This window comes from Streptomyces sp. NPDC086519, assembly GCF_040686075.1.
In the GTDB taxonomy this organism is placed as follows: Bacteria; Actinomycetota; Actinomycetes; order Streptomycetales; family Streptomycetaceae; genus Streptomyces; species Streptomyces shenzhenensis.
Window position 1 is genome coordinate 1 of sequence record NZ_JBFBJL010000028.1, and the last position, 12001, is coordinate 12001.

Here is a 12001-nt window from a genome sequence, read left to right on the forward strand (position 1 = left end):
GACGCCGGAACCGGAGACCGAGGTCGAGCCCGCCGCGAAGGCCGAGGCCGAGGCGACGCCGGAACCGGAGACCGAGGTCGAGCCCGCCGCGAAGGCCGAGGCCGAGCAGACGCCGGAACCGGAGACCGAGGTCGAGCCCGCCGCGAAGGCCGAGGCCGAGGCGACGCCGGAACCGGAGACCGAGGTCGAGCCCGCCGCGAAGGTCGAGGCCGAGCAGACGCCGGAACCGGAGGCCGAGGCCGAGGCGGTAGTCGAGCCGGAGCCGGTGGCAGAGGTGGCCGAGGAGACGGCCCCGGAGCCGGAGGCCGAGGTCGAGCCGGTCGCTGAAGTGGCCGCGGAGCCGGCGGCCGAGCCGGTCGCCGAGGCCGAGGCCGAGGCCGAGCAGACGCCGGAACCGGAGGCCGGGGCCGAGGCCGCGGCGGAGCCGGAAGCGGTGATCGAGCCGGCGCCCGAGCCCGAACCCGAGCCGGTCGCGAAGGCGGACACCGAAGCCGAGCCGGAGCCCGAGGCGACGCCGGAACCGGTCGCCGAGGCGGCTGCCGAACCGACGCCCGAGCCCGAGCCCGAGTCCGCCCCCGAGCCCGAGTCCGCCCCCGAGGCGGAGGCCGAACCCGCCGCGGCGGCGGTCGAGCCCGAAACCGCCCCCGACCCGGTCGAGGCGCCGGCCGAGACCGCCGCCCCGGAACCCGCCCTCGCCGCCGCCGCAGCCGCCGACGGCGAGTCCGCCCCACAGGGGCCACCCGCACCCGACCACGAAACCGTCACGGGTGGTGCGGGCGGGGACACTCCCGCCGAAGGCGAAGCCGAGGCCTCCGCCCCCGACGACGCCGCCACCTCCGCTCTCGCCAAGGCCGGCCTCACCGGCACCCACGCCGCCACCTACCTGGTCCTCGACCGCTCCGCGAGCATGCGCCCGTACTACAAGGACGGCTCCGCCGCGGCCCTCGCCGACCAGACCCTCGCCCTCGCCACCCGTCTCACCCCGGCCGGCGAGACCCCCTCCGTCCACGTCGTCTTCTTCTCCACCGAGGTCGACGGCACCACCGACCTCACCCCCGCCTCCCCCGAGAACGCGATCGACGAGGCCCACGCCGGCCTCGGCCGCATGGGCCGTACCAGCTACCACGCCGCCGTCGAAGCCGTACTCGCGCACTACGACAAGACCCGGGCCCCCGGCGCCCCCGCCCTCGTCGTCTTCCAGACCGACGGCGCCCCGGACGCCAAGACCCCCGCCACCCAGGCCCTCACGGACGCCGCGAAGTCCCACCCCGCCGTCTTCTTCTCCTTCGTCGCCTTCGGCGAGCACGAGAACAAGGCCTTCGACTACCTCCGCAAGCTGAAGACCGACAACGCGGCCTTCTTCCACGCGGGCCCGACCCCCCTGGAGCTCACGGACGCGGAACTCTACGACGGCCTCCTGATCGACTGGCGCCCGTAAGGGCCGCGGCGATACGCACCGCATCCCGGGGGGTGAACCGGAAGCTGCCGGTCCACCCCCCGAAACGCCTGTGAGTCGATCTCCTCGGGCCAAGTAGGATTTCGACTTATGGCGGCCACTGGATCCGAGAAGCAGGGTGGAAAGGCGTACTACGTCACCACCCCCATTTATTACGTCAACGACGCTCCTCACCTGGGCCACGCCTACACGACCGTCGCAGGCGACGTGCTCTCCCGCTGGCACCGTCAGCGCGGCGAGAAGGTGTGGTTCCTCACCGGCACGGACGAGCACGGTCAGAAGATCATGCGCACGGCCCAGACCAACGGGGTCACCCCGCAGGAATGGGCCGACAAGCTCGTCACGGAGTCCTGGAAGCCCCTGTGGGAGCACCTTGAGATCGCGAATGACGATTTCATCCGCACCACGCAGAAACGGCACACGGACCGCGTACAGGAGTTCGTGCAGGACCTGTACGACAAGGGTGAGATCTACAAGGGCGGCTACGAAGGGCCGTACTGCGTCGGCTGCGAGGAATACAAACTCCCCGGCGAACTGCTCGACGGCGAAGGTGACTTCGCGGGCCAGAAGCTGTGCCCGATCCACAAGACGCCCGTGGAGATCCTCAGCGAGGAGAACTACTTCTTCAAGCTGAGCGATTACGGCGACAAGCTCCTCGCCCACTACGAGGCGAACCCGGGCTTCATCCAGCCCGAATCGGCGCGCAACGAGGTCGTGAACTTCGTCCGCCAGGGCCTGCAGGACCTCTCCATCTCCCGCTCGACCTTCGACTGGGGCATCCCGATCCCGTGGGACGCGAAGCACGTGATCTACGTGTGGGTCGACGCGCTGCTGAACTACGCCACGGCGGTCGGTTACAACGAGAACCAGGCGAAGTTCGAGGACACCTTCCCAGCCGATGTACACCTGGTCGGCAAGGACATCCTGCGCTTCCACGCGGTGATCTGGCCGGCCATGCTGATGGCCCAGGGCCTGCCGCTGCCGGGCAGGGTCGCCGCGAACGGCTGGCTGATGGTCGGCGGCGAGAAGATGTCGAAGTCGAACCTGACCGGCATCAAGCCGCAGGACCTGACCTCGCACTTCGGGGTGGACGCGTACCGCTGGTACTTCCTGCGTGCGATCGCCTTCGGCCAGGACGGCTCGTTCTCCTGGGAGGACTTCTCCGCCCGCTACACCAGCGAGCTGGCGAACGACTACGGCAACCTCGCCTCCCGGGTGGCGGCCATGGTCGGCAAGTACTTCGGCGGCGAACTGCCCGCCGCGGCGGCTGACGGCGAGGCGGAGAAAGCCGTCCACGAGGGCCTGGCGAAGGCCGTCGCCGAGGCGGACCGCCGTATCGGGGACGAGCTGGACTTCCAGGGCGGCATCCTGGCCGTCTTCGACTTCGTCAAGCAGGTCAACGGCTACCTCACGGAGCAGGAGCCGTGGAAGGTCGCCAAGGACGACTCCGCCGAGGGCCGGGCCCGTCTCGCGACGATCCTCTACACCGCCGCCGAATCGCTTCGCGGGGTTGCGGTACTCCTCAACCCGGTCATGCCGGACACCTCTCAGAAGCTCTGGGACTCCTTGGGCGCGGAGCCGGCCCTCGGCGCTCTCGCGGACCAGAAGGTCCAGGAGGCCGGCTCCTGGGGCAGGCTGCCGGCCGGTTCGCGCGTCACCAAGGGAGCGGTTCTCTTCCCACGCCTGGAAGAGAAGCCGACCACGTAGCTTTCGGGCAGGGTGTCCGGTTCCGTCCCGACCCCGCACCAGCACCAGCACCGAAGGACCGGCTGGAGGACCCCCTCCCGCCGGTCCTTCCCCGTGTGTGAGGCATATCCCAGGTGAGGGACCGATCAGTCTGCCGGCCCGCGGATCCAGCCCTGTGTAGAAGTAATCTACGTAGAAGTAATCTACCTACGCACTCGCGTGGCACCTCCGGGAGGCTCCATGCCCACCGCTCCCTTCGTAGGCCGACATGCCGAACTCGCCGTGCTGGAGAAGCGGCTCGAACGGATCAGAGCGCAGGGTGCCGGAGCGGCGGTCGCCATCCGTGGACGGCGGCAGGTCGGGAAATCCCGGCTCGTCCAGGAGTTCTGCGACCGGGCACAGCGTCCGTACGTCTTCTTCACCGCGACCAAGGGCGCCTCACCCCTGGAGGGCATCGCCGACTTCACTGCGGAGCTGCGTGAGTCCTCACTCCCCTCCGACCCGGAACTCGTACCCACGGCCGCCCCCACCAACTGGCCCGACGCCTTCCGCGCCCTCGCGGCCCTGCTGCCCGACACGCCCAGCATCGTCGTCCTCGACGAACTTCCCTGGCTCGCCGAGCAGGACCCCGTGTTCGACGGCGCACTGCAGACCGCCTGGGACCGGCTGCTGTCCGGCCGTCCCGTCCTGCTGCTCCTGCTCGGCAGCGATCTGCACATGATGGAGCGGTTCACCGCGTACGACCGCCCCTTCTACGGGCGCGCCGACGCGTTCGTCCTCGGTCCGCTCAATCCGGCGGAGACAGGCAGCGCACTGGGCCTGGAAGCAGCCGACGCCATCGACGCGCACCTCGTCTCCGGCGGCCTGCCGGGAATCCTGCGCGCCTGGCCGCACGGCACTCCCGCACTCGACTTCATCAAGTCCGAGTGCGCCGATCCGGCCTCTCCGCTGTTCGGCGTTCCCGAGGCCGCTCTGCTGGCCGAGTTCCCGGCGCCCGACCAGGCCCGCCGGGTGCTGGAGGCAGTGGGCAGCGGTGACCGTACGCACGCCAACATCGCGGCGACGGCAGGCAGCCAGAGCGGGGCCCTGCCGTCCGGGATACTGTCCCCTCTCCTGCGCCGGCTCACCGAGGAGAAGCGGGTCCTCGCGTCGGACGTCCCTCTCTCGGCCAAACCGGGCAAACCCGCCCTCTACCGTGTGGCCGACAGCAATCTCCGGCTCTACCTGGCTGCCACCCGCTCCGCCCAGGAGCTGTCTCGGCGAGGTCGCCCCGAGGGTGCCTACCGGGTGGTCGAGCGACGCTGGGCCGCCTGGCGCGGCCGGGCCGTCGAACCCCTGATCCGTGAGGCGCTGGAACTCGCCGCCGCGACGGGGGACTTCCCCTGGCCCGACACCGAGGTCGTCGGCGGCTGGTGGAACCGCCGGTTCGCACCGGAGATCGACCTCGTCGGTGCCGACCGCGCCCCCGTCGCCGGCACCGTCTTCTTCGCGGGGTCCGTGAAGTGGCTGACCACCCCCTTCGGCCGACAGGACCTGAACGCCCTCGCCCATGGCGCCACGGAGATCCCCGGCTTCGGCACCAAGACGGCGGCCGACCTGGCCGTCGTCTCCCTGTCCGGTACCACGCCCGCCGTGACCGCCGACGCGGTCGGACTGGTCTGGGGGCCACGCGAGGTGGTCTCGGCGTGGGAGTCGTGATCCAGGGCCGGTATCCCTGCGGTGCCCTGGTCCGGTCCACCACCTGACGCAGCCCGTCACCTTCTGCCGTGACCGGCGGAAAGAAGTGAATTTTTTTGCAGGAGCGGCGGCCCCGTACCTGCGTGCTCACAACACATCCGTATGGTTTCGCCATGGCAATCCCCGAGCTCATCCCGATCGCCTACGAGCCCCACGGCCGTACCGAGGCCATCGGTCACTACACCGGCGGACAGTTCCTGGCGTCGGTCACCTACGCGTTCCCCGAGGGGTTCCGGCTCGACGAGGGCTGGGAGCAGCAGAAACGGCTCTACTCGGTGCTGCATCTCTTCGACGCCGAGGGCAACTACCGCGACTCCCAGATCTGGTGCGCGGGCAACTGGGCCGATCAGCAACTCGATCCGGACGGCGCCGAGTCGGTGCTGTCGCGGGCCCGCGCACACCTGGCGGGCATGCTGCGCAGCCTGCCCAGGCGCACGTACAAGGACATCGCGATACGCCCGTTCCAGCTCGTGGTGGACGGCGTGTTCTTCGGACTGGTGGCGAAGGAGGACGACGACGGGGGCTGGGCCGAGCTCTACCCGGACCACCTGGGCTTCGGCGAGCCCTGGGACGGCCGGTACGACACCTGAGCGGCATGGAAAGCCCCAACTGCTACTGATTTCCCACCACTCGCGCGAGGGCAACGACGTGTGCGAGCCGGGGGCGATCTGAACACTCCGGACAGGCCGAAGGCGCCCGGGGTTCTCGTTCCCGGGTCCCGGGCGCCCGTGTCATGGATGCCGGCGTCAGCCGTTGTTGGTCTCGTCCGGTTCGACGCCCAGGGTCAGGTGGGCGCGGACGCCGCGGGCGATGCGGTGGTGGTCGTACATGAGGTAGAGCAGGCCGCCCTCGTGGCCGTTGTCCGGGTAGATGGTGTCCTCGTCGAGGGTGGTACGGGTGGTGGTGTTGCTCGCGTAGGGCTCCACCTCGGCCGACAGCAGCACCGACTTCTCGTCGAAGAAGAGCTGGCCGGTGTGGCAGGTGTGGCCGCCCTCGTAGCCGGCGTCCGTCCACTCGCCGTCCACGTGCACCTTGACGTGGATGTGGACGCAGCGGCCCCGGTACCAGCCGGGGAAGACGGTCCTGAAGGTGACGTGCCCGTGCCGGTCGGTGCGCCAGGTGCCGCGCAGGTACCGCGTGTCGTCGGTCGGCTCCTGGTGGCCGCCGCCACCGCCGGGCGGGGGTCCGGTGGGGGTGCCGGTCGGCGCGCCGGTCGGCGGGGTGCCGCCTCCGCCGCCGCTGCCGCTCGACTCGTACCCCGAGTAGATCCCCGAGGCGTTGCAGTGCCAGATGTCCACGGCCGCGTTCCTGAGCGGCTTGCAGGTCTCCGCGTCGATCACCTTGAGGGTGAGGTGCAGGGGGATGCCCGCCTGGTCCTCGGTGACGTCCTGGCGGAGCTTGTCGGCGTCGATGTAGTAGGGGCCTTCGACCAGTTCGGAGGTGAGCGTGTAGCAGGCGCCCTCCGAGGCCGACGGCGAGGCCTCGGCTCTGGCGCCGGACGCCGCGGCGGTGGCGCCGTCGCTCGCCGCGAAGGCGCTGCCGACGCCCACCGCGGTCACGGCCGCACTGCTGGCCGCCAGGACCGTACGACGGGCCAACTTCCTTTTCTCTTCGGAGGATCGAGCATCCGTGGGGGAGTGGGTGTCTGTCATGGTCCGGGACCGTAGACAAGGCGAAGCTGTGGGGACATCGGAGAGAGCTGTGAATGCGCGGTGCGCAGGCGAAAGGCTCGAAACCGACGCCGGTTTCGAGCCTTCCGTTCAGCTTCGGTCAGCTGTCCCGTTTCTTGCGTGCCCTACTTCGGCTGCGGCTTCCGGATGGACAGGTGCAGCTCACGCAGGCGGGTCTCGTCCAGCTCGGTCGGCGCGCCCATCATCAGGTCCTGGGCGTTGCCGTTGAGCGGGAAGGCGATGGTCTCGCGGATGTTGGGCTCGTCGGCGAGGAGCATGACGATGCGGTCCACGCCCGGGGCGATGCCGCCGTGCGGCGGGGCGCCGAAGCGGAACGCGCGGAGCATGCCGGCGAACTCGCGCTCGACGGTCTCCTCGTCGTAGCCCGCGATGCCGAAGGCCTTCAGCATGATGTCGGGCTCGTGGTTCCGGATGGCGCCGGAGGACAGCTCGACGCCGTTGCAGACGATGTCGTACTGCCAGGCGAGGATGTCCAGCGGGTCCTGGGTCTCCAGGGCCTCCATACCGCCCTGGGGCATGGAGAACGGGTTGTGGGAGAAGTCGATCTTCCCCGTGTCCTCGTCCTTCTCGAACATCGGGAAGTCGACGATCCAGCAGAACCGGAAGACGTTCTCCTCGAAGTGCCCGGCGCGACGCGCGGCCTCGACCCGCACCGCGCCCATGATCTTGGAGACCTCGTCGAACTCGCCCGCGCCGAAGAAGACGGCGTGCCCGGCGGCCAGCTGGAGCCGCTTGGTGAGCTCGGCCACGTTCTCCTCGGTGAGGAACTTGGCGATCGGGCCGGTCAGCGAGCCGTCCTCGCCGACGCGCACCCAGGCCAGGCCCTTGGCGCCCTGCGAGACGGCGAAGTCGCCGAGCTGGTCGAAGAACTTGCGGGGCTGGTCCTGGACCGCCGGGACCGGCAGGGCGCGGACGTGCTTGCCGGCGAAGGCCTTGAACTCCGAGCCCTCGAAGATGTCGGTGATGTCGACGAGCTCCAGCTGGGCCCGCAGGTCCGGCTTGTCGGAGCCGTACTTCAGCATCGCCTCGCGGAACGGGATCCTCGGGAAGGGGGACGTGACGTGCCGGCCGCCCCCGAACTCCTCGAAGAGCTCGGTCATCAGCTGCTCGATCGGGCGGAAGACGTCCTCCTGCTCGACGAAGCTCATCTCGACGTCGAGCTGGTAGAACTCGCCGGGCGAGCGGTCGGCGCGGGCGTCCTCGTCGCGGAAGCAGGGCGCGATCTGGAAGTAGCGGTCGAAGCCGGAGATCATCAGCAGCTGCTTGAACTGCTGCGGGGCCTGGGGCAGGGCGTAGAACTTGCCCGGGTTCAGGCGGGAGGGGACGACGAAGTCACGGGCACCCTCGGGGGAGGTCGCGGTGAGGATCGGCGTGGCCATCTCGTTGAAGCCGAGGGCGACCATCTTGTGGCGGATGGCCGAGATCACGGCCGTACGCAGCATGATGTTGCGGTGCATGCGCTCGCGGCGCAGGTCCAGGAAGCGGTACTCCAGGCGCCGCTCCTCGTTGACCCCGTCCTCGGTGTTGATCGTGAACGGCAGCGGGGCGGCCGCGCCGAGCAGCTCGACCTCGCCGACCTCGACCTCGACCTCGCCGGTGGGCAGGTCGGAGTTGATGTTCTCGGTTCCACGTGAAACAACGCGGCCGTCGACGCGGACCGTGGACTCCTTGGAGAGCTTGTCCAGGGCCTCGTACGCCGGGGTGCCGGGGCGGGCGACGAGCTGCGTGATGCCGTAGTGGTCGCGCAGATCGATGAAGAGGATGCCGCCCAGGTCGCGCCGATTGTGCAGCCAGCCGCTCAGCCGGACGTCGGTGCCGACGTCAGAGGCGCGGAGCTGGCCGCAGGTGTGGGACCTGTACCGATGCATCGTCGGATGTTCCTCTTCTTCGGGTTCTGCCGAGGTGCTCTCCTCGACCGGGACGGGCCACGGGCCCGGACCCATCAAGGGTACCGGGCACCCAAAGATCGCCTCCCCACCATTTATCCCAGCGGAAACAGTGGCAGTCTCCGATCCCATCTTCTTAAAGTGGGGCAATGCGATCTGGCGAGCCCCTGCCCGCCGTGGAGGACGTGCTCGCCGCCCTCGCGACCGGGCTGTGGCACTGGGACACCGCCACCGGGCTGGTCACCGCGGACGCGGAGGCGGCCCGGCTGATCGGGCTGCCCGCCGAGCCCTCCGTCCTGTCGGAGGCCCTGGTCCGGTCCCGGTTCCACCCCGTGGACTGGAACGAGAACACCAGCATCACCCGGCTGGCCGCGGTCGAGGGCACCCTTGGGGAAGTCCGGCTGCGGGTCATGGACGAGCGGGGGCGGCTGATCCGCACCGTGCGCAGCCGTTTCCGGCCGGTGTACGACGCCGAGGAGCGCGTGTACCGGGTGACGGGCACCATCCAGGAGGTCTCCGAACCGTCCCCCGGCACCGCCGCCCAGCACCCGGTCACCGGCGACTGGCGACGCTCCCGGGAGGCGTTCCTGCTGGACGCGGGCCGGGCCCTGGCCGAGGCACGGTCCACCGAGGAGGTGCTGCGGGTCGCCGCGAACCTGTCGATGCCGGGGTTCTCCCCGGACGGGCTGGTGGTCTACGGGGTCAAGGGCGACCGGCTGATGATGACCGGCCACCACGGCCAGGACATCGATGAGGACAGCCTCTTCAGCAGCATGCCGCTGGACACGGACTACCCGGCCGCCGAGGTGGTGCGGACCGGGCGGGCGGTCTATCTCTCCTCCGCCGAGCAGTACCAGTCCCGCTACCCGGTGACCTGGCCGCTCGCCGAGCGCTTCGGCCGCCGGTCCTGGGCCTTCCTGCCGCTGACGGTGGCCGGCCGGACCATGGGCGCCTGGATGGCGGGCTTCACCTACCCGGTGTCGTTCACCCCCGACGAGCGGTCCGTGCTCACCACGGTGGCCCGGATGCTGGCGCAGGCCCTGTCCCGGGCCGGGATCGCGGACTCGGAGCGGGAGCTGACGGACGGACTCCAGCGCTCCATGCTGCCGACGCTGGGCCCCGAGATACCCGGCATGGACACGGCCGCCCGCTACATACCGACCGGCGGCGGCCTCCAGGTGGGCGGCGACTGGTACGACATGATCCCGCTGCCCTCCGGCCGGCACGCCCTGGTCATCGGCGACGTCCAGGGCCATGACGTACGGGCCGCGGGCCTGATGGGCCAGCTGCGGATCGCGCTGCGCGCCTACGCCGCCGAGGGCCACCGCCCGGACGCGGTGCTCTCCCGGGCCTCCCGGTTCCTGCATGGCATCACCTACGCCGAGGACAACGCCGACCTGCGCTTCGCGACCTGCCTGTACGTCGAGGCGGATCCGGCGACCGGGGTGCTGGAGATCGCCCGTGCGGGGCATCTGGACCCGACGATCCGGATGGCCGACGGCACGGTGCTGCGGCGGCCGACGGCGGGCGGGCTGCCGCTCGGCATCGATCCGGACGCCGACTATCCGACGACGCGGTTCGCCCTGGAACCCGGCGAGACGATGATGCTGTGCACCGACGGTCTGATCGAGACCGGCGGCCACGACATGGAGAGCGGCTGGCAGCGGATCCGCACGATCATGGAGGAGCACGGCGACGGCGACCTGGAGAAACTGGCCGACGGGCTGGTCCAGGCCGTGCACGGCCCTTCCTCCCACCACACCACCGGGCCGCTGGCCGACCGCCGCGAGGACGACATAGCGGTCCTGCTGCTGTCCCGGCCGGGCATCGGCCGGCCCGGCGACGAACCCCTGGCGGTACGGCCGCAAATCCGCCGGACCCTGCTGTCGGTGGCCCAGGACGAGCCCGAGCGGATCGCCGAGGCCCGCCAGCACGTGCGCGAACTGCTGCACGACTGGGGCTCGCCCGACCAGGTCGACTCCGCGGCCCTGCTGGTCTCCGAGATGCTCACGAACGTCCTGGTCCACACCGACGCGGACGCGCTGCTGCTCGCCGAGGTCTCCGGCCAGACGCCCGAGCGCCGGCTGCGGATCGAGGTCACGGACGCCGGCGACGACCTTCCGCACAAGCGCCGCCCCGGCGAACTGGCCTCCTCCGGCCGCGGTCTGGTGCTGATCGAGATCCTGGCGGACGCCTGGGGCGTCGACCCGCGCGGGCAGGGCAAGAGCATCTGGTTCGAGCTGTACGAGGGCGGCAAGTCGTAGCCGGTGACGGCAGCGCGTGGCGTCAGCCGGTGGCGTCGGCCGGCGGACGCTGACCGCCGGCGTAGCGGATGCGCAGTTCGTGTACGACCCCGAAGGCGGCCGCGGTGAGCGGTACGGCCAGCAGCATGCCGAGGATCCCGGCCACGGAGGCGCCACCGGTGATGGCCAGCATCACCACCGCCGGGTGCATCTGCACGGTGCGGCTCTGGATCACGGGCTGAAGCACATGGCCCTCCAGCACCTGCACGGCGAGTACGACGCCCAGCGCCCACAGCGCGATGACGAAGCCGCGGTCGGCGAGGGCGACCAGGACGGCGACGGCACCGGAGATGAAGGCGCCGAGGTACGGGATGTAGGCGCCGACGAGGACGAGCGCGCCCAGTCCGAAGGCCCCCGGTACGCGCAGGACCAGCAGGCCGACGGTGATGCAGACGGCGTCGATGAACGCGATGACGGTGGTGCCGCGCATGAAGCCCTCGATGCCTTCGAAGGCACGGCGGGCCATGGCCTCGACCATGTCGGCGCCGGAGGCGGGCGCGACGGACCGGATGGCGTCGACCACCCGGTGCGAGTCGCGCAGGAAGAAGAAGACGAGGAGCAGCGCGAGGACGGCCATGGCGATGCTCTCGCCGACGACGCTCACCCCGCTGATGACGTTGGAGGCGGCGGTACCGCCGAACCTGCTCAGCAGGTTCCGGGCGTTGCCGGCCAGGTCGCCGACCGAGGTTCCGGCGGCCCCGAAGTGCTTGGCCAGGGACTTCGCGGCCTCCTTGAGAGAGGCGACGATCTGGTCCCCGGTGTCGACGAGGGCCGCGACGACGATGTAGACGGCACCGCCGACGACGGCCACGACGGCGACGCAGGTGAGGCCGGCGGCGACGGAGCGGTGCACGCCGACCTGCACGAGCCGTCGGTACAGGGGCCGAGGAGCGCGCTGCCGAGCAGGGCGAGCAGGACCGGGATCACCGCGGTGCGGAACTCCGAGCAGAGCCGGACGCCGACGTATCCGATCCCGGCGGCCAGCAGCAGTACGGCACACCACGCGGCGAAACGGCGCACGGGCTCGGGCAACAGCTGCACGCGTCCAGCGGACCATGCGAGGCCGACGGACGCCCCGCCGTACACCCCCTGCCGGGTGAACGTGCCTCCAGCCGCCGTACCAGGGGGCTCCGCCCCCTGGACCCCCGAAACCTTCGCCCACCCACCACCCGACTCGGTCACTCAAGAAGCGAGGTCGAAAGGCGGGAGGCCCGGCGCGGGGTGCGTCGGGCCTCCTGGAAG

The 12001-nt window shown here is 70.6% G+C and carries 7 protein-coding genes and 1 pseudogene; 5 read left to right on the forward strand and 3 right to left on the reverse strand.

All coding sequences use genetic code 11. From position 1 onward, the window contains the following. The 4 genes from AB0P24_RS25575 to AB0P24_RS25590 form a co-directional block, all read left to right on the forward strand. On the forward strand, positions 1–1438 hold a 1438-nt coding region (locus AB0P24_RS25575), incomplete at its 5' end, for a VWA domain-containing protein (protein ID WP_365797757.1). A 108-nt stretch (positions 1439–1546) separates the two neighbouring features. Next, a complete protein-coding gene (gene metG, locus AB0P24_RS25580) occupies positions 1547–3163 on the forward strand; it encodes a methionine--tRNA ligase (protein ID WP_365797759.1) in 1617 nt (538 codons plus the stop codon). Positions 3164–3382: 219 nt separating this feature from the next. Then, entirely contained in the window at positions 3383–4840 is a 1458-nt protein-coding gene (locus AB0P24_RS25585) for an ATP-binding protein (protein WP_365797761.1), read from the forward strand. 152 nt (positions 4841–4992) lie between these two features. After that, complete coding sequence (locus AB0P24_RS25590) at positions 4993–5469, forward strand: hypothetical protein (RefSeq protein ID WP_365797763.1); 477 nt, start codon at positions 4993–4995, stop codon at positions 5467–5469. 156 nt (positions 5470–5625) lie between these two features. Here the strand turns inward: AB0P24_RS25590 and AB0P24_RS25595 are convergent, their stop codons facing one another. Then, the gene (locus AB0P24_RS25595; protein WP_365797765.1) at positions 5626–6531 is read right to left on the reverse strand and encodes an intradiol ring-cleavage dioxygenase; all 906 of its coding nucleotides are present in this window, start codon (positions 6529–6531) and stop codon (positions 5626–5628) included. 143 nt (positions 6532–6674) lie between these two features. Then, entirely contained in the window at positions 6675–8438 is a 1764-nt protein-coding gene (aspS, locus tag AB0P24_RS25600) for an aspartate--tRNA ligase (protein ID WP_365797767.1), read from the reverse strand. Between the two features lie 167 nt (positions 8439–8605). Here aspS and AB0P24_RS25605 point away from each other — a divergent pair, with 167 nt between their 5' ends. Further along, a complete protein-coding gene (locus tag AB0P24_RS25605) occupies positions 8606–10720 on the forward strand; it encodes a SpoIIE family protein phosphatase (protein ID WP_365797769.1) in 2115 nt (704 codons plus the stop codon). Positions 10721–10742: 22 nt separating this feature from the next. Here the strand turns inward: AB0P24_RS25605 and AB0P24_RS25610 are convergent. After that, positions 10743–11800, reverse strand: a pseudogene (locus AB0P24_RS25610) (AI-2E family transporter). Between the last annotated feature and the right edge of the window lie 201 nt (positions 11801–12001).